The sequence below is a fragment of the Variovorax sp. Varisp53 genome, from assembly GCF_059491555.1.
Genome location: NZ_CP168512.1, coordinates 633,074 through 650,000, shown reverse-complemented (window position 1 = coordinate 650,000; position 16,927 = coordinate 633,074). Strand labels below are relative to the sequence as shown.

Below are 16,927 nucleotides of genomic sequence, written 5' to 3'. Positions count from 1 at the left end.
GTATCACATGACAGCTGACGCAAGTTCCATCTCGCTTACGTTCCTGCTCGCGGAGCGGGATCGTCTTTGCGGCAAAATTCAAGGGTCTTCACTCTGAGCTTTCCAGCCATCGAGCGTTGACCCCGATCTATTTGAATGAGAGATTTACATGAAGAAACACGCCGTCGTCACAGGCATCACCGGACAAGATGGGGCTTACTTGGCCGAGCTGCTACTAAGCAAGGGCTACGTAGTCTACGGTACCTATCGACGGACCAGTTCCGTCAACCTCTGGCGCATCGAAGAGCTTGGCATTCAGAACAATCCCGACTTGAACCTCATCGAATACGATCTAACGGATCTCGGCAGTTCAATCGGGCTGATCCGCGACACAGCTCCTGACGAGGTTTACAACCTCGCTGCTCAGAGCTTCGTTGGCGTGAGCTTCAACCAGCCTGTCGCCACGGCACAGATCACGGGCATTGGCGCGCTGCATCTGCTCGAAGCCATTCGCCTTGTCAACCCCAAGATTCGCTTCTACCAAGCCTCAACCTCCGAGATGTTCGGTCAGGTACAGGCTATTCCGCAGGTCGAAGAAACTCCGTTCTACCCACGCAGCCCCTATGGCGTGGCCAAGCTCTACGCGCACTGGATGACCATCAACTACCGTGAAAGCTACGACATCTTCGGCTGCAGCGGCATCCTGTTCAATCACGAGAGCCCGTTACGTGGTCGCGAGTTCGTGACACGAAAGATCACCGACAGTGTCGCCAAGATCAAGCTCGGCAAGCTCGATGTACTGGAACTCGGCAACCTCGATGCCAAGCGCGACTGGGGCTTTGCGAAGGAGTATGTTGAAGGCATGTGGCGCATGCTGCAGGTCGATGAACCAGACACATATGTGCTGGCCACAAACCGCACGGAGACCGTGCGCGATTTCGTGAGCATGGCGTTCAAGGGTGCGGGCATCAACGTTGAGTTCAAGGGAAGCGGCGAAGCCGAATCCGCCGTCGATACGGCAACCGGCAAGATCGTGATGCGCGTGAATCCGAAGTTCTATCGGCCCGCCGAAGTCGAACTTTTGATCGGCAACCCCGCCAAGGCCAAGGCCAAGCTGGGATGGGAGCCCGCGACCACACTGGAGCAGCTGTGCCAGATGATGGTCGAAGCCGATGTACGCCGGAATACGCAGGGCTTTTCGTTTTGAAGATTCTGCTGACTGGCGCAGAGGGTTTCACCGGCCGACTGTTTGCTGAGCGCGCCGTAGCAGCAGGCCACACTGTGGTCGCACTGCAAGCCGACCTGACGAACGCCAACGCGCTATGCGACGAAGTGCTAGGTATCACACCAGATGCCGTGGTGCATCTGGCGGCAATCAGCTTCGTCGGCCATGCCCACAACGAGGCGTTCTACGCCGTCAACGTGGTCGGCACGACCAACCTGCTAAGCGCGTTGACCCAGCTGCCAGTGCGTCCGAATCGCGTGCTCCTTGCCAGCAGTGCAAACATCTACGGCAATACCACCCACTCGCCCATCGACGAGACGCAGACGCCAGCGCCTGCCAATCATTACGGCATGAGCAAGCTGGCCATGGAATACATGGCGCGCACGTATGCCGATCGGTTGAACCTGGTGATTACCCGTCCGTTCAACTACACCGGTCCAGGTCAGGACGTCAATTTCCTGATCCCGAAGCTCGCGATGCATTTCGCGGCACGTGAGCACTCCATTGCGCTGGGCAACCTGGACGTGGAACGCGAGTTCAACGATGTGCAGATGGTTTGCGATGCCTATCTGCAGTTGCTTTCATACGGCGAGCCCGGGGAAACGTACAACATCTGTTCAGGGCAGCCTTATGCGCTCCGATTCGTCATCGACACCTTTGTGCGCCTGACGGGACACTCCCCCCGCATCGAAATCAATCCCGCATTTGTACGGGAGAACGAAGTGCGCCGACTGTGCGGCAATGCAACGAAGCTCCAGGCACTTGTTGCAAAGCAGGGCATCCAGTTGTACACACCGTCGCTCGACGAAACCTTGCGGCGGATGCTCAAGGCGGCCGATGGCAACAAGGCTACTTGAACTCCGATCCACCATAGGGTTACCAACACCGCAAAACAGCTCACTCCATTTGTGGATGGCAGTTTGGGCTTTTCGCCTCTGTTCCAAACTGAGGCTGTTGCCGAATCAAATAGAGATCACCCGCCGTCTTCTGCTCGCCGAGCCATGCTGCCTGCGGCCAACAGCCTTTTTGCATGGCAGCATCTAGGTGGCAGGGGTCACCATTTGGCGACCTTGCGTTTGAGCTGCGCCTTCCCTTTCAAAAGCCAAAGGGCTCCTTCAAAAAAAGAAACGGCTGCTAGCGCAGCAGCAAAAAACCCTCTCTACGAGCAGATTCGATCAGATCAGTGTTCCATCGAGATCGACCGCAATAACTCTTTGCTTCGAACCCGCAAGCTCCAACGTACTTACGGGAACAAATCGCCTTCGTCCAGCGAAGACCCGACTGCATCTTTGGCGGAAAGCTGCGGCGGCGCGCCGGTATCAGGCCACGCGATGCTCAGTGCGGCATCATTCCACGCAATGCAGCGCTCGTAGGCGGGTGCGTAGTAATCTGTGGTCTTGTAGAGAAATTCAGCGCTCTCGCTCAGCACCAGGAAAGCATGCGCAAAACCTTCGGGCACCCATAACTGCTTGTGGTTTTCATCGGTTAGCTCCACGCCTACCCATTTGCCGAACGTTGGCGACGACTTTCGAATGTCCACCGCCACGTCGAACACAGAGCCTCGAACAACGCGCACCAGTTTCCCTTGCGGTTGCTGGATCTGATAGTGCAGCCCGCGCAGCACACCCTTCACAGATCGCGAGTGATTGTCCTGAACGAAGTCGACATGCTTGCCTACGGCTTCGTCGAAAGCCTTCTGATTAAAGCTCTCAAAAAAGAAACCGCGCGCATCGCCGAACACTTTGGGTTCGATCACCAGCACATCGGGAATGGCGGTGGGCGTTGCTTTCACGATCGCACCTCGTCGATCAACAGGTGTTTGAGGTATTTGCCATAGCCACTTTTCTCGAGCGGCGTGGCGAGCTTTTCGAGCTGCTCGGTGGAGATGAATCCATTGCGCCACGAAATCTCTTCGGGACACGCGATCTTCAATCCCTGCCGGTGCTCCAATGTCGCGATGAACTGCCCTGCTTCCAGCAGGCTGTCATGCGTACCCGTGTCCAGCCACGCATAACCGCGCTGCATGATCTGAACGTTCAACTGATCGAGATTGAGGTAAGCCTGATTGACGGCTGTGATCTCCAGCTCGCCGCGCGCGCTGGGCTTCACGGCCTTGGCGATATCGACGACCTGGTTGTCGTAGAAGTACAACCCGGTTACCGCATAACTGCTCTTCGGCTTCAGCGGCTTTTCCTCGATGCTGCTGGCTCTGCCCTCGGCGTCGAACGCGACCACGCCGTAGCGCTCAGGATCATGCACGTGGTAGGCGAACACGGTGGCGCCCGACTGCTTCGCATCCGCATCAGCGAGCAGGTGCGCAAAGTCGTGCCCATAGAAGAGGTTGTCCCCAAGCACCAGCGCACTCGGGTCATTGCCCACGAACTTGTCGCCAATGATGAACGCCTGCGCCAGCCCATCCGGGCTGGCCTGCACCGCATACTGCAGATTGATCCCCCACTGGCTCCCATCCCCCAGCAACTGCTGGAACCGCGGCGTGTCCTGCGGCGTGCTGATGATCAGAATGTCGCGCATTCCGCCGAGCATCAGTGTGCTCAGCGGGTAGTAGATCATCGGCTTGTCGTACACCGGCAGGAGCTGCTTGCTCATGGCCAATGTGGCCGGATGCAGGCGGGTGCCCGAACCGCCGGCCAGGATGATGCCTTTGCGTTGCGTCGTCGTGGTCATGTACTTTTTCTCGTAAAGATTCAAAGGATCTCGCGCAGCATGCGCGCAACGCCTTCCTGCCAGGGCGGCAGGCGCAGGCCGAAGGTGGTCTGCAGCTTGGAGGTGTCGAGCCGGGAGTTGTGCGGGCGCTTCGCCGGAGTCGGGAAGGCGCTGGTGGGCACCGCCTCGACGGCCTGCGGGCCGGCCTTGAGTTCAACGCCGGCCTGCTGCGCCAGTTCGAGCACGAAACGCGCATAGCCGTGCCACGTCGTCTCGCCACCGGCAATCGCGTGATAGAGACCCGCCTTCGCCGGATCCTGCAGCGTGGCTCGAATGGCGTGTGCCGTCACGTCGGCCAGCAGCTCGGCCCCGGTCGGCGCGCCGAACTGGTCGTCGATGACGGTCAGCTTCTCGCGCTCCTTCGCCAGCCGCAGCATGGTCTTGGCGAAGTTGCCGCCGCGCGCCGCATATACCCAGCTCGTGCGAAAGATCAGATGGTTTGGGCAGTTCTGCGCCACCAGTTGCTCGCCTTCGAGCTTGGTCTGTCCGTACACGCTGAGCGGGCCGGTCGCATCCTCTTCCTTCCAGGGCCTCGTGCCGCTGCCGTCGAAGACGTAGTCGGTCGAGTAGTGCACCATCAACGCCCCGATCTGCCGGGCGGCCTCGGCCACCACGCCGGGCGAGGTTGCGTTGAGCTTGCGCGCGAAATCGGGCTCGCTCTCGGCCTTGTCGACCGCCGTGTGCGCCGCGGCATTGACGATCACGTCGGGGCGAACCTTCAGCACCGTCTCGGCCAGTTGCTCGGGGCGACTGAAGTCGGCGTTGAAATCGGTGCTGTCGAAATCGAGCGCAACCAGTTCGCCGAACGGCGCAAGGCTGCGCTGCAGTTCCCAGCCGACCTGTCCGCCCTTGCCAAGCAGCAGCAACTTCATGCCGCGGCCTTCGCGTCGTATTGCTTTTCGACCCACTCGCGGTAGGCGCCGCTTTGCACGTTGCGCACCCATTCGCCATTGGCGAGATACCACTCGACGGTCTTGCGGATGCCGGTGTCGAAGGTTTCGGCGGGCTTCCAGCCGAGTTCGCGCTCGAGCTTGCGCGCGTCGATGGCGTAGCGGCGGTCATGACCCGGACGGTCCGTGACGTAGGTGATCTGCTCCTTGTACGGCTTGCCATCCGCGCGCGGTCGCAGCTCGTCGAGCAGCGCACACACGGTGTCGACGATCTCGATGTTGGGCTTCTCGTTCCAGCCGCCGACGTTGTAGGTCTCGCCCAGCTTGCCGGCCTCGAGCACACGGCGGATGGCGCTGCAGTGATCCTTCACGTAGAGCCAGTCGCGCACCTGCATGCCGTCGCCGTACACGGGCAGGTTCTTGCCGGCCAGCGCGTTGACGATCATCAGCGGTATCAGCTTCTCGGGGAAGTGAAACGGACCGTAGTTGTTCGAGCAGTTGGTGGTGACCACCGGCAGGCCGTAGGTGTGGTGCCAGGCGCGCACGAGGTGGTCGCTGGCGGCCTTGCTGGCCGAATACGGGCTGTTGGGCTCGTACTTGTTTTCTTCGGTGAAGGCCGGATCGGTCTTGGAGAGCGAGCCGTAGACCTCGTCGGTCGACACGTGCAGGAAACGGAAGGCGGCTTTCTGCTCGGCCGGCAGTGCGCTCCAGAAGCCGCGCACGGATTCGAGCAGACGGAAGGTGCCGAGCACGTTGGTCTGCACGAAGTCTTCGGGGCCGTGGATGGAACGGTCCACATGCGATTCGGCCGCAAAGTTCACCACGGCGCGGGGCTTGTGTTCGGCCAGCAAACGGTCGAGCAGCGCGCTGTCGCCGATGTCGCCCTGCACGAAGATGTGCTTCGGGTTGTCCTTGAGCGATGCGAGCGTCTCGAGGTTGCCTGCGTAGGTCAGCTTGTCGAGGTTCACGACCGGCTCGTCGCTGTTGGCGATCCAGTCGAGTACGAAATTGGCGCCGATGAAGCCGGCGCCGCCGGTTACCAGGATCATGGGGTCCCCTGAATGTTTGTGAGAAGTTCGGTGCGGCAGATTAACAAATGATTATCCCATCGCTCATATGGGCAAAAGTCACAGGTCGGTAGTCGCACGAACCCCGCCTACAATCCCCCCACTGCAGGAGAGCGGGCCACCCCGGTGGCCCTACCGAAGGCGCAAACTCCCATAAACGCTCAGGTCGGCCCGAACAAGGGGTCTGTACTGCACCAACTGAAACGCCGTCTGGAGAGCCGCCACGCCATGTGACGCACCGAAGGAGCAAACCCTCTGCGGGCGCAGCGGGTGAATCTCTCAGGTACCGAGGACAGGGGGAGCGGCAACTTGGACGGCGGTCGTCCGGTTGCTTGCTATTGATTCAATAGCACACCACACCCGCCATTCAAGCGTTGCAACCTCAAAGGTACTTGAAATGCGTGTGATCGTTCTTGGCGCCGGCCTGCTCGGCGTGACCTCGGCTTACTACCTCCAGCAACTCGGCCACGAAGTGACCGTGATCGACCGGCAGGCCACCCCGGCCGCCGAAACCAGCTTCGCCAACGGCGGGCAGATCTCGGTCAGCCATGCCGAACCCTGGGCCAATCCCAGCGCGCCGCTGAAGGTGCTGCAGTGGCTGGGCAAGGAAGACGCCCCGCTGCTCTTCCGCATCCGCGCCGACATGCGCCAGTGGCTCTGGGGCCTGCAGTTCCTGCGCGAATGCACCCCGGCACGCACGCGGCACAACATCGAGCAGATCGTGCGTCTTGGTACATACAGCCGCTCGATGTTGCAACAGTTGCGCCGCGACACCGGCCTGAACTATGACCAGCGCACACAGGGCATCCTGCACTTCTACACGACGCAGAAAGAGTTCGACGGCGCCCTCGCGCCCGCCGAGCAGATGCGCGCCCTGGGCTGCGAGCGCCAGGTCATCTCGGCCGACGAAGCCGTGAAGATCGAGCCCGCCCTCGCCCACATCCGCCCTCAGCTGGCTGGCGCCACCTACACGGCCGAGGACGAGTCCGGTGACGCCAATCGCTTCGCGCGCGAGCTGGTCGGCCTGGCCGCCGCGGCCGGCGTGAAGTTCCTCATGAGCCACACGGTGACCGCCTTGCGCGAAGCCGGCGGCAGCATCGACCACGTCGAGGCCACCGACAACGAAGGCCGCTTCCAGCGCATCCGCGGCGACGCCTTCGTGCTGGCGATGGGCTCCCTGAGCCCGCTGTACGCCGCGCCGCTGGGCATCAGCCTGCCGATCTATCCCGCCAAGGGCTACTCGGTGACGCTACCCGTGAAGGACGCCTCGAAGGCGCACCAGGTCTCGCTGACGGACGACGAATTCAAGCTCGTGTTCTCGCGCTACACGTCCGAGTCGGGCGACCGCCTGCGCATCGCCGGCACGGCCGAGCTCAACGGCTACGACCGCGACCTGAACCGGGTTCGCTGCGAAGCCATCGTGCGCCGCGTGGAAGAGCTGTTCCCCGGCGCCGGCGACACCACGCAGGCGCAGTTCTGGACTGGCCTGCGTCCCGCGACGCCGAGCAACGTGCCGCTGATCGGCAAGACGAAGCTGCCGAACCTGTTCCTCAACACGGGCCACGGCACGCTCGGCTGGACGCACGCCTGCGGTTCGGGCAAGTCGATCGCGCGCATCGTGAGCGGATTGGCGCCGGAGGTCGATTTCGCGTTCACCGGCATGCCCACGCCCGCGCCGCGCGCGCTGCAGCCGGCCTGATCGCCGTCAGTCGTTGCTGGCGAACACCGTCAGCACGCCGGTGTAGCCATACAGATGGTGGCGGGCAATCTCGCCCGCCGCGAAGAACCCCACCAGCGGCACGTCGCCCAGCGCGTGCCGCACGATCTGCAGTTCCGCACCCGGCGCACCGAAGTGCGGACCGCCGCGCCCGGAACAGCTGACGTACACCGCCCCCGCGATGCGCCGCGCCGGATGCGGCGCCGCCTCGGCCTCGCCTGCCGCCACGGCGCGCGCGGTGGCCAGCGTCTGCTCTTCGGGCTCCAGTTCCTCGCGGATTTCGGCGCAGATGCGCATCAGGTCGGCACGCGCAGCCTGCGCATTGCGGCGGCAGAAGCTCAGCCGCATGCCGGCTTCGGCCACGTCGGCGATCGCGATGCCGCGGCGCGTCGGGTCCAGCCCGATGATGTGGCGCACCAGCACGTCGGCACCCAGGTCGCCGGTGCGGCGGATGCCGTCGCTGCCCGCGTCGGCCAGGCCGACCAGCGTGTTGCGCACCGCATCGATGGCCTCCTGCGGCCGCTCGAGCGACACCTGCAGGTCGGCCAGCAGCACGTCGAGCGCCGGCTCGCCGTCGAGCTTCAGCAGCAGGTTGCCGTCGGCCTCGGTGATCTCGCGCTCGCGCGCCGCCCCCGAGCGCAGCGGCTGGCAGCCCTGCGTGACGCGCGACACCAGCCGCACGCCCTCGCCGAACACCACGCCCGACAGGCCACCCGAGAACACCCCGCCCGCAGCCCCGTGCCCGCGGATGTTGCCGTTGCCGCCAACCGCGAACTGCAGCGCGCTGCCACGCCCCGAAGACAAGCCGCCGAACAGGTAGCCCGTGTTCGTGCGCCCCGCCATCTCGGCGATCAGCTCGGCAAGGTCGGGCGTGGCCGGGTCGGCGTGCACCAGCGCCGTGTGCGCCTCGAAGCCGCTCATCTCGGAATTGCCCAGCGGCGCCACGCCCGAGAACACGCGGTATTGGTCGCTCGGCAGGGCACAGAGCATCAGGCTCAGCCCGGGCTCGTCGAAATACTCGGCGTTGTTGGCCGACACGCCGACGCCGACCGTGCCCGACCAATCGGTCACTTCGGGCAGCTCCGCGCTCAGGTGATCGAGGATGTCCTGCGCCTCGCTCGCATAGTGGTCGGTGATGTAGAGCAGCCCGAGCGTCGGCGAAGACGCGTAGTCGGGCAAGGCCATCTGTGCGCGCAGCTGGGCCAGCACGAGGCCGGCCGCCATACGCCATTGCGGATGGGTGGCGTGGCCGGAGGGGAACAACTTCATGGTGCGTGCCAACCCGTTCTCTTCAACGAATGAATGTGTATGACGTCAACGCCGGCCGGAGGTTCGCTTGCGGGCGGCGGTCGACGTCCTTTTCTTTGCGGCCGGTGCTGCAGCCTTCTTGGCTGCAGCGGGCTTGCGGGCAGCCGCGGCGGGCTTGCCCATGACCTTGTCGACGGCGTCGGCCAAAGGCTGGGCCATGGCCGGCACCTTCAGCTGCGCCGCGTCCTGCAGCGCCGAGCTTGCGATCTGCTGGAACTGCTCGGTGAGCGAGCCCCACCACTGCATGGGATCGACCACGCCGGCGCCATCGGCCGCTGCGGTCTTCGCCTTGGCCGAAGCCGGCCTGCTGTGCGATGTCTTCGGTGCTGGAGCTTCCTCCTGGGGTACTTCATCCCCGTCTTCGTCCCCATCTTCGACCTCTTCGGTTTCGGGCTCCGGGGCCGCCGAAGCGGGGGCGGAGGCTGGCGCCATCGCGGCTGCCTGCTTGGTGAACGCGTTGGCGATGTCTTCCATTCGCACGTTCATGCCGCGCAGCGTCGACAAGGTCATCTTCTGCACTTCGAGCGCCTGGATGGTGGCCTTGAGGGCATGGCCGTTCTGTTCGAGCCAGTACTGCACGGTCTTGAGTTCCTGGATGCGCTTGTCGACCTCTTCCACGCTCAGCGTAGGCGCCACCCAGCTCGCAAGGCTCGGCATCCCCGGCACCGAACCGGCGCCCGAGCCCGCCGCGGCGCCGCCGGCGAGGTTCTTCAGGAAGTCGAATCCGGGGACGAACTGGCTGAAGTCGAAGGGCTTGCTGGTGTTGCTCATGCAGAGGTCTCCTGGGATGGTTTTCTTGTGTTCCCAGCTTACTCCAAGCCCCCGGCCTTTTTCGGCCTTTCGGCACCGTCAGAGTTCGCTTCGGACCTTGCTGAAGACCTTCCAGAAGGCCGCGTCCTGCGAGGTCGCGAAGTTGATCCGCATCATGGTGCTCGGCGGGCGGCGCGCGTGGAACAGCGAGCCCGGCGCCAGCAGGTAGCCCTGGTCGAGCATGCGCTGGGTGAGCGCATCGGTGTCCACGCCCGTATCGACCCAGCCGAACAGCCCCGCGGGCTCCGAGGCGAAGGTGCAGGCATGCGACATGGCCAGCTTCACCGCCCGCCCACGCGCCCCGTCGAGGCGGATGCGCACGCGCTCCGAGTGCCGGCGCAGCTGCCCCTGGTCGATGCACCACGACAAGGCCCGCTCGAACAGCGTGGGCGAGGTCAGCGTGGCCAGCAGCTTGGTTTCGAGCAGCCGTTCCTTCAGCGCTGGCGGCGCGGCCAGGAAGCCGATGCGCCAGTTGGGCGCCAGGATCTTCGCGAAGCCGCTCACGTAGATGGTGCGCTGCAGCCCGTCGAGCGCGCTGAGCCGGGTGGCGTGCTCGGGCGCGAGGTGGCTGTAGGTGTCGTCCTCGACGATGTGGAAGTCGTGCTCGTTCGCCAGTTTGAGCACGCGGTGCGCGCTGCCCGGCGTGAGGCTGTAGCCGGTCGGGTTGTGCAGCACGCTCACGCTGACGAACAGCTTGGGGCTGTGCAGCTTGCAGTACTGCGCCATCACCTCCAGGTCGGGCCCGTCGGCGCGCCGCGGCACCGGCAGGATGCGCATGCCCAGCGCCTCCAGCCGCGCGAACTCCAGCGCCCAGCCCGGCTCCTCGACCATCACCGGATCGCCCGCGCGCAGCAGCGTACGGCTCACGATGTCCAGCGCATGGGTGGCGCCGATGGTGGTCACGATCTGTTCGGGCGACGCCGGCACGTTGATGCCCACCAGCTTCTGCGAGAGGCTGCGCCGCAGGCTCATGTCGCCGGCCGGCTCGCCGTACTGGAGCGACAGTTCCTGCAGCGCGGCTGTACTGGTCATGCGCCGCACGGCCGTGGGCATGAAGGTCGACGCCATCCAGTCCGGCGGGAACACGCCCATGCCGGGCTGCGGCTTGTCGCTCGGGCGGTGGAACATGCTGCGGATCAGCGAACTGGCATCGGCCGGCACACGCGAGGCCAGCATCTGCACGGCCATCGCCGCGGGCATGCCGCTCGCACCGGCTTCCATGCCTTGGCCCGAGCGGGTGTCCTGTACCGGTGCCGAATCGCGCACGTAGAAGCCGCGCTGCCGGCGAGCCTCGACGAGGCCCTGCGCCAGCAACTGGTCGTAGGCGGCGACGACGGTATAGGGGCTCACGCCCTGCTGCCGCGCGCATTCGCGCACCGAGGGCAGGCGGGCGCCGGGCGGCAGCAGGCGGGTGCGGATGCGCTCGGCCAGACGGTCGGCCAACTGCCCTGTCAGTGACTGTGTGGAGGTGCGTGTCAGCATGCGTTTTTCGGGGCTGTGCCGGCTTCTGTGTCGAAGGAGTAACCAATACAGATTGCCCGATTGTTCGATCATCTGTATCGGAACTGTAATGGTCGCAAGTTTAGAGTGTGTGTCATGAACTGGCAAGAATTCACCGCGCTGCTGGTGCTGGCCACGGCGATGAGCTTCTCGCCCGGTCCCAACACCACGCTCTCCACCGCCCTCGCGGCCAACGGCGGCCTGCCGCGCGCCATGCGCTTCGTGGTCGCGGTCCCCGTGGGCTGGACCCTGCTGCTGGCGCTGTGCGCCGCCGGCATCGGCGCGCTGGTGGTGGCCATGCCCTCGCTGCGCCTGGCCATCAAGGGGCTGGGCATCGGCTACCTGCTGTGGCTCGCGTACAAGCTCAGCGGCAGCGCCACGCTCGGCAAGGCAGACGGGGCAAGCCTGTCGGTCGGCTTCGGGCAGGGCGTGATGCTGCAGTTCGTGAACATCAAGGCGTGGCTGCTCGCGCTCACGCTGGTGGCGGGCTGGATCGCCGGCCAGCCCGACGCCCTCGGCCGCTTCGCCATCGTCGCGCCGGTGATGCTGGCCTATGCCTTCACGAGCAATTTCGCCTATGCGCTGGTCGGTGCGCTGCTGCGCGAATGGCTTGCCAAGGGTTCGCGGCTGCTGTGGTTCAACCGCGCGATGGGTCTGGTGCTGGTGCTCACCGCCTGGTGGATGGTGAGCGTATGAAGCTCGCCATGAAAGACGAGACGCTGGGCATGTGGCTCGGCGTCATCGGCGTCGCAATGTTCGCCATCACGCTGCCCATGACGCGCCTGGCCACCGGCTCGCAGGACGCGCCGCAGCTGTCGCCGTGGTTCGTCACGCTCGGCCGCGCGGCGCTGGCGGGCGTGCTGTCGGCCATCTTCCTGCTGGCAACGCGCTCGCCGAGGCCCGCCGCGCACCAGTGGAAGCCGCTGAGCATGGCGGTGCTGGGCAACGCCATCGGCTTTCCGCTTCTGCTGGCCTACGCGCTGCGCGTGGTCACGGCCAGCCACGCGGCGGTGGTGACGGCGCTGCTGCCACTCGTCACGGCCGCCGTGGCGGCCTGGGTGCTGCACCAGCGCGCGCGGCTCGGCTTCTGGCTCTGCGCCATCGCGGGCAGCCTGCTGGTGGTGGCGTTCTCGGTACTGCGCGCGAGCCAGGGTGGCCATGGCTTCGGTTTCGAATGGGCCGACCTGCTGCTGGTGGGCGCGGTCATCGCCGCCTCCTTCGGCTACATCTACGGCGCGCAGGTCACACCATCGCTGGGCGCCGAGCGCGTGATCTGCTGGGTCTGCGTGATGGCGCTGCCCTTTACGCTGCCGGCCGCGCTGGCGCTGTGGCCGCAGCAACCCGTCGCGGTGTCGGCCTGGGTGGGCTTCGTCTACGTCGGCATGTTCTCGATGTGGATCGGCTTCTTCGCCTGGTACCGCGGCCTCGCGCTCGGCGGCGCGCTGCGCGTGAGCCAGACACAGCTGCTGCAGCCCTTCCTGTCGATCCTCGCCTCGATCCCGCTGCTGGGCGAACCGCTCGACGTGGTGACGCTGGGCTTCGCCATCGCGGTGGTGGCCTCGGTGGTCATCGGCAAGCGCCTTTCGCAACCGCAGGCCGCGCCAGCTACGGCATCGCTGCCCGCAGGCGCCGTCGGCCCCGGGAGAAGCTGACGATGTTCAGTCACATCACCGTCGGCTGCACCGACCTGCCGCGCGCCGCCGCCTTCTACGACGCGCTGCTCGCCCCGCTCGGCCTGAAGCGCCGCCCGGTCACGCCCGACGGCGGGCCCGAGGCGGCCTGCTGGGTCGTGCCGGGACAGGTGCTGCCGCGCTTCTACGTGTACATCCCGCTGGACGGTGAACCCGCCAGCGCCGGCAACGGCAGCATGGTCGCGTTCTCCGCGGCCTCGGCCGAAGCCGTGAATGCCGCCCACGAAGCGGCCCTGCGCCACGGCGGCCGCGACGAAGGCGCGCCGGGCCCCCGCCCACGCTATGGCCATGGCTATTACGGCGCCTACCTGCGCGACCCGGACAGCAACAAAATCCATGTCGTGTACCGTGGCGACATCCCGCCGGACTGACCTCCGGCCCACCTGCCCCCCTTATCCGAATCTCACCTCACCGCCTGAAAGAAGAAAGCCATGAACTGGAAACTCGCCGCCCGCGCCGCCAAGATGAATCCTTCGGTGCTGCGTGAAATCCTCAAGGTCACCGAGCGCCCCGGCATCATCAGCCTGGCCGGCGGCCTGCCCTCGCCCAAGACCTTCCCGATCCAGGCCTTTGCCGATGCCTGCGCCGAAGTGCTGCACAACGACGGCCAAGCCGCCCTGCAGTACGCCGCCAGCGAAGGCTACGCGCCGCTGCGCCAGGCCGTGGCCGACATGCTGCCCTGGGACGTCGACGCCTCGCAGGTGCTCATCACCACCGGCTCGCAGCAGGGCCTCGACCTCGTGGCCAAGGTGCTGATCGACCCGGGCAGCAAGGTGCTGGTCGAGACGCCCACGTACCTCGGCGCGCTGCAGGCCTTCGGCCCGATGGAGCCGCATCCGGTGGGCGTGGCCAGCGACGACGACGGCGTGGTGGTCGAAGACCTCGTGGCGAAAGCCAAGGACGCTCGCTTCGTCTACCTGCTGCCCAACTTCCAGAACCCCACCGGCCGCACCATGACCGAGGAGCGCCGCGCCGCCGTGTCGGCGGCCGCCGCAGCAGCGGGCCTGCCCATCGTCGAGGACAACCCCTACGGCGAACTGTGGTTCGACGAAGCCCCGCCGCTGCCGCTGGCCGCGCGCAACCCCGAGGGCGTGATCTACCTGGGCTCGTTCTCGAAGGTGCTGGCGCCCGGCCTGCGCCTGGGCTTCCTGGTGGCGCCGAAGTCCATCTACCCGAAGCTGCTGCAGGCCAAGCAGGCCGTCGACCTGCACACGCCGATCTTCACGCAGCGCATGGTCTCGGCCGTGATGAAGGACAAGTTCCTCGACCGCCACGTGCCCACCATTCGCGCTCTCTACAAGCGCCAGCGCGACGCGATGATCGCCGCGCTCACGCGCGAGATGAAGGGCCTGGACGTGAAGTTCAACGCGCCCAAGGGCGGCATGTTCCTGTGGGCGCGCCTGCCCGAGGGCGTCGACACCGTCACGCTGCTGCCCAAGGCGGTGGAGCGCAACGTGGCCTTCGTGCCCGGCGCGCCGTTCTATGCGGGCGAAGGCGATCCGCGCACGCTGCGCCTGTCGTTCGTGACGGCCAGCGTGGAGGAAATCGACGTCGCCATCGCCGCGCTGGCGCAGACGCTGCGCGAAGAGCTGGTGCTGCTCGGCAACAAACAGCTCGCGGCCGCGCAGGCCTGAGCCAGGAGCCTCCCCTTGATCGGCCTCGCAACGCTCTCGCTCTTCCTGCTCGCGGTACTGGCGCTGTTCCTGTCGCCCGGCCCGAACATGGCCTTCGTGCTCTCGCACGGCGTGGCCCACGGCCCGCGCGGCGGCTTTGCGGCGGCCCTCGGCATCTCGGCGGCCGACCTCGTGCACACGCTGTTCGCAGCCACCGGCGTCACCGCGCTGGTGGCGGCGTGGCCGCCCTCGTTCGACGTGCTGCGCTATGCGGGCGCGCTGTACCTGGTGTGGCTGGCAGTGCAGGCGCTGCGAAGCGGCGGCGGCCTGCGCATCGGCACGCAGCCGCAGCCGGCCGGGTTCGGGCGCATCGTGCGCATGGCGCTGCTGAACAACCTCGTCAATCCGAAGGCGCTGCTGTTCTTCATGGTGTTCCTGCCGCAGTTCGTCGATCCGGCGCGCGGCAGCGTGCCGCTGCAGCTGGTGCAGCTCGGCGTGGTGCTGTCGATGGCCGCGCTGGCCTTCAACACGCTGCTGGGCGCATGCAGCGGCCAGATCGGCCGCTGGCTGCACAGCCGCCCCGGTGCGGCACGGTTCCAGAGCGGCCTGCTGGCCGCCGTGATGCTGGGGCTGGCCGTGCGCCTGCTCTTCCTCGACCGTCCTTCACCCCGCTGATAAAGAAACCGACCATGCTCAACATCTGGGGCCGCATCAGTTCGATCAACGTCCGCAAGGTGGTGTGGTGCGCACAGGAGCTCGGGCTCGACTTCCAGCGCACCGAGGCCGGCGGCAGGTTCGGCGTGGTGCAGACGCCCGAATACCTCGCGCTCAATCCGAATGCGATGGTGCCCACCATCGACGACGGCGAAGGCGCCGAGCGCGTGACGCTGTGGGAGTCGAACGTGATCGTGCGCTACCTTTGCGCGAAGCATTCGCACGGCACCCTCTACCCGAGCGAGCTGCCCGCGCGCTTCGACGCCGAGCGCTGGATGGACTGGCAGCAGACCACACTGAACCGCGCGAGCCGCGACGCTTTCGTGCAATGGGTGCGCACGCCGCCGTCGGAGCGCCAGCTGACGCTCATCGACGACTCGGTGCGCGCGAGCGAGGCGCTGTTCGCAATGCTCGACGCGCACCTCGCCCGCCAGCCGTACATGGCCGGCGAGCGCTTCACCATGGCCGACATCCCCATCGGCTGCGAGGCGCACCGCTGGTTCGGCCTGCCCCCCGCCGAATACCGCCGGCCGACGTGGCCGAACGTCGAGCGCTGGTATGCCGAACTGCTTTCCCGTCCGGGCACGCGCGGCGTGCTCGACTTGAGCCTGGAATGACCCCCAGTCTTCGCGCACTTCGTGTCGCTTCGCCAACCCCCTTCCAGGGGGCAACACCTGTGGCCCGGCAAAGCCGGTTCCACGGTGTTCCCCGGACTGACATCGCCCATTGATCGATCCTCCCGAGTCTCCAATGAAATCCCGCCCCTTCAAGCAAGTCGACGTCTTCACCGCCACGGCCTACCGCGGCAATCCGCTCGCCGTCGTCATCGACGGCACGGACCTCGACGACGCCGCGATGCAGCGCTTCGCGCAGTGGACCAACCTGTCCGAAACCACCTTCCTGCTGCCGCCCACCGACCCGGGCGCCGACTACCGCGTGCGCATCTTCACGCCCGGCGGCGAGCTGCCGTTCGCCGGCCACCCGACCATCGGCAGCTGCCATGCGTGGCTGCAGGCTGGCGGCAAGCCGAAGGCCGCGGGCCTCGTGGTGCAGCAGTGCGGCGCCGGCCTCGTGCCGCTGCGCCGTGAAGGCAGCCGCCTGGCCTTCGCCGCGCCGCCGCTCAGGCGCAGCGCCCCGAGCCCCGCGCTGCTGGCCAAGGTGGCCGGCGCGCTGGGCCTGAAGGCGCAGCAGATCATCGCGGCGCAGGTGCTCGACAACGGCCCGGTCTGGTTCGGCCTGCTGGTCAACGACGCCGACGCCGTGCTGGCGCTCACGCCCGATCACCGCATGCTCAAGGAGCTGGGCGTGAAGGCGGGTGTGGCCGGCGTGCCCGCCGCGCTCGACACCTCGCCGCTGATCGGCCGCTCGAACCGCGAGGCGCGCGCCTTCGGCAACCGCCCGGCGGCCGCTTACGACGACGGCGCGAAGATCGACCTCGAAGTGCGCGCCTTCGCCGAACCCATCGGCGTGCAGGAAGACCCGGTCACCGGCAGCCTCAACGCGAGCCTGGCCGAATGGCTGATCGCCGACGGCCACATGCCCGAGCGCTACCTCGCAGCGCAGGGCCAGTGCCTGGGCCGCGCGGGCCGCGTCCACATCGAGCGCGACGCCGAGGGAAAGATCTGGGTCGGCGGCGATGCCGTGACCTGCATCGACGGCCACGTCACGCTCTGAACCCCGGCGAAAACC

The 16,927-nt window shown here is 66.1% G+C and carries 17 protein-coding genes and 2 riboswitches; of the genes, 10 read left to right on the top strand and 7 right to left on the bottom strand.

The window, feature by feature from the left end:
* The first annotated feature begins 148 nt into the window (after nt 1–148).
* Together gmd and ACEOAB_RS02880 are read left to right on the top strand one after the other, a co-directional pair.
* A complete protein-coding gene (gene gmd, locus ACEOAB_RS02885; RefSeq protein WP_056597613.1) occupies nt 149–1,186 on the top strand; it encodes a GDP-mannose 4,6-dehydratase in 1,038 nt (345 codons plus the stop codon).
* Complete coding sequence (locus ACEOAB_RS02880) at nt 1,183–2,061, top strand: NAD-dependent epimerase/dehydratase family protein (protein ID WP_056597614.1); 879 nt, start codon at nt 1,183–1,185, stop codon at nt 2,059–2,061. The genes gmd and ACEOAB_RS02880 overlap by 4 nt, the downstream gene beginning before the upstream one ends.
* A 386-nt stretch (nt 2,062–2,447) precedes the next feature.
* Here ACEOAB_RS02880 and rfbC read toward each other — a convergent pair whose 3' ends face one another.
* Genes rfbC through rfbB form a run of 4 tightly spaced genes read right to left on the bottom strand, consistent with a single transcriptional unit; the run spans nt 2,448 to nt 5,867 of the window.
* On the bottom strand, nt 2,448–2,996 hold the full coding sequence (rfbC, locus tag ACEOAB_RS02875) for a dTDP-4-dehydrorhamnose 3,5-epimerase (RefSeq protein ID WP_056597615.1): 549 nt from the start codon (nt 2,994–2,996) through the stop codon (nt 2,448–2,450).
* The gene (gene rfbA, locus ACEOAB_RS02870) at nt 2,993–3,889 is read right to left on the bottom strand and encodes a glucose-1-phosphate thymidylyltransferase RfbA (protein WP_056597616.1); all 897 of its coding nucleotides are present in this window, start codon (nt 3,887–3,889) and stop codon (nt 2,993–2,995) included. Before rfbA ends, rfbC begins: the two co-directional genes overlap by 4 nt.
* Before the next feature lie 20 nt (nt 3,890–3,909).
* On the bottom strand, nt 3,910–4,800 hold the full coding sequence (rfbD, locus tag ACEOAB_RS02865; protein WP_413749159.1) for a dTDP-4-dehydrorhamnose reductase: 891 nt from the start codon (nt 4,798–4,800) through the stop codon (nt 3,910–3,912).
* Nucleotides 4,797–5,867 (bottom strand): dTDP-glucose 4,6-dehydratase, encoded by a 1,071-nt coding sequence (gene rfbB / locus ACEOAB_RS02860; protein WP_413749160.1) that lies wholly within the window; start codon nt 5,865–5,867, stop codon nt 4,797–4,799. The genes rfbD and rfbB overlap by 4 nt, the downstream gene beginning before the upstream one ends.
* 114 nt (nt 5,868–5,981) lie before the next feature.
* Nucleotides 5,982–6,078: riboswitch (glycine riboswitch) on the top strand.
* A gap of 7 nt (nt 6,079–6,085) precedes the next feature.
* Nucleotides 6,086–6,191, top strand: a riboswitch (glycine riboswitch).
* Between the two features lie 91 nt (nt 6,192–6,282).
* Here rfbB and ACEOAB_RS02855 point away from each other — a divergent pair.
* On the top strand, nt 6,283–7,584 hold the full coding sequence (locus ACEOAB_RS02855; protein WP_056597619.1) for a D-amino acid dehydrogenase: 1,302 nt from the start codon (nt 6,283–6,285) through the stop codon (nt 7,582–7,584).
* A 6-nt stretch (nt 7,585–7,590) separates the two neighbouring features.
* On the opposite strand, the gene ACEOAB_RS02850 is transcribed toward ACEOAB_RS02855, so the two are convergent.
* From ACEOAB_RS02850 to ACEOAB_RS02840, 3 genes are all read right to left on the bottom strand, one after another.
* Nucleotides 7,591–8,871, bottom strand: coding sequence for an FIST signal transduction protein (locus ACEOAB_RS02850; protein WP_007838952.1), 1,281 nt, complete (start codon nt 8,869–8,871; stop codon nt 7,591–7,593).
* 45 nt (nt 8,872–8,916) lie between these two features.
* Nucleotides 8,917–9,681 (bottom strand): PhaM family polyhydroxyalkanoate granule multifunctional regulatory protein, encoded by a 765-nt coding sequence (locus ACEOAB_RS02845; RefSeq protein ID WP_495653448.1) that lies wholly within the window; start codon nt 9,679–9,681, stop codon nt 8,917–8,919.
* Between the two features lie 78 nt (nt 9,682–9,759).
* Entirely contained in the window at nt 9,760–11,202 is a 1,443-nt protein-coding gene (locus ACEOAB_RS02840; protein ID WP_495653447.1) for an aminotransferase-like domain-containing protein, read from the bottom strand.
* Nucleotides 11,203–11,316: 114 nt separating this feature from the next.
* Between ACEOAB_RS02840 and ACEOAB_RS02835 the strand changes: the two genes are divergently transcribed.
* The 7 genes from ACEOAB_RS02835 (at nt 11,317) to ACEOAB_RS02805 (ending at nt 16,912) form a co-directional block, all read left to right on the top strand.
* Complete coding sequence (locus ACEOAB_RS02835; protein ID WP_413750605.1) at nt 11,317–11,916, top strand: LysE family translocator; 600 nt, start codon at nt 11,317–11,319, stop codon at nt 11,914–11,916.
* 8 nt (nt 11,917–11,924) lie between these two features.
* Nucleotides 11,925–12,872: a DMT family transporter gene (locus ACEOAB_RS02830; protein WP_495653446.1), complete on the top strand. Its 948-nt coding sequence runs from the start codon at nt 11,925–11,927 to the stop codon at nt 12,870–12,872.
* A gap of 2 nt (nt 12,873–12,874) precedes the next feature.
* Nucleotides 12,875–13,282 (top strand): VOC family protein, encoded by a 408-nt coding sequence (locus ACEOAB_RS02825; RefSeq protein ID WP_056597625.1) that lies wholly within the window; start codon nt 12,875–12,877, stop codon nt 13,280–13,282.
* Nucleotides 13,283–13,342: 60 nt separating this feature from the next.
* Nucleotides 13,343–14,545, top strand: a complete 1,203-nt coding sequence (locus ACEOAB_RS02820) for an aminotransferase-like domain-containing protein (RefSeq protein WP_056597626.1) — start codon at nt 13,343–13,345, stop codon at nt 14,543–14,545.
* Nucleotides 14,546–14,560: 15 nt separating this feature from the next.
* A complete protein-coding gene (locus ACEOAB_RS02815) occupies nt 14,561–15,199 on the top strand; it encodes a LysE family translocator (RefSeq protein WP_413750603.1) in 639 nt (212 codons plus the stop codon).
* 14 nt (nt 15,200–15,213) lie between these two features.
* Nucleotides 15,214–15,855, top strand: a complete 642-nt coding sequence (locus tag ACEOAB_RS02810) for a glutathione S-transferase family protein (RefSeq protein WP_007838937.1) — start codon at nt 15,214–15,216, stop codon at nt 15,853–15,855.
* 133 nt (nt 15,856–15,988) lie between these two features.
* Entirely contained in the window at nt 15,989–16,912 is a 924-nt protein-coding gene (locus ACEOAB_RS02805) for a PhzF family phenazine biosynthesis protein (protein ID WP_495653445.1), read from the top strand.
* The last annotated feature ends 15 nt before the right edge of the window (nt 16,913–16,927 follow it).

Excerpts from the sequence above, each read along its gene's own strand:
- ACEOAB_RS02840 (WP_495653447.1), bottom strand. The coding sequence starts at position 11,202 with ATGCTGACACGCACCTCCACACAGTCACTGACAGGGCAGTTGGCCGAC.
- gmd (WP_056597613.1), top strand. The coding sequence starts at position 149 with ATGAAGAAACACGCCGTCGTCACAGGCATCACCGGACAAGATGGGGCT.
- rfbB (WP_413749160.1), bottom strand. The coding sequence starts at position 5,867 with ATGATCCTGGTAACCGGCGGCGCCGGCTTCATCGGCGCCAATTTCGTA.
- rfbD (WP_413749159.1), bottom strand. The coding sequence starts at position 4,800 with ATGAAGTTGCTGCTGCTTGGCAAGGGCGGACAGGTCGGCTGGGAACTG.
- ACEOAB_RS02830 (WP_495653446.1), top strand. The coding sequence starts at position 11,925 with ATGAAAGACGAGACGCTGGGCATGTGGCTCGGCGTCATCGGCGTCGCA.
- ACEOAB_RS02845 (WP_495653448.1), bottom strand. The coding sequence starts at position 9,681 with ATGAGCAACACCAGCAAGCCCTTCGACTTCAGCCAGTTCGTCCCCGGA.
- ACEOAB_RS02835 (WP_413750605.1), top strand. The coding sequence starts at position 11,317 with ATGAACTGGCAAGAATTCACCGCGCTGCTGGTGCTGGCCACGGCGATG.
- ACEOAB_RS02805 (WP_495653445.1), top strand. The coding sequence starts at position 15,989 with ATGAAATCCCGCCCCTTCAAGCAAGTCGACGTCTTCACCGCCACGGCC.
- ACEOAB_RS02850 (WP_007838952.1), bottom strand. The coding sequence starts at position 8,871 with ATGAAGTTGTTCCCCTCCGGCCACGCCACCCATCCGCAATGGCGTATG.
- rfbA (WP_056597616.1), bottom strand. The coding sequence starts at position 3,889 with ATGACCACGACGACGCAACGCAAAGGCATCATCCTGGCCGGCGGTTCG.
- ACEOAB_RS02825 (WP_056597625.1), top strand. The coding sequence starts at position 12,875 with ATGTTCAGTCACATCACCGTCGGCTGCACCGACCTGCCGCGCGCCGCC.
- ACEOAB_RS02855 (WP_056597619.1), top strand. The coding sequence starts at position 6,283 with ATGCGTGTGATCGTTCTTGGCGCCGGCCTGCTCGGCGTGACCTCGGCT.
- ACEOAB_RS02810 (WP_007838937.1), top strand. The coding sequence starts at position 15,214 with ATGCTCAACATCTGGGGCCGCATCAGTTCGATCAACGTCCGCAAGGTG.
- ACEOAB_RS02820 (WP_056597626.1), top strand. The coding sequence starts at position 13,343 with ATGAACTGGAAACTCGCCGCCCGCGCCGCCAAGATGAATCCTTCGGTG.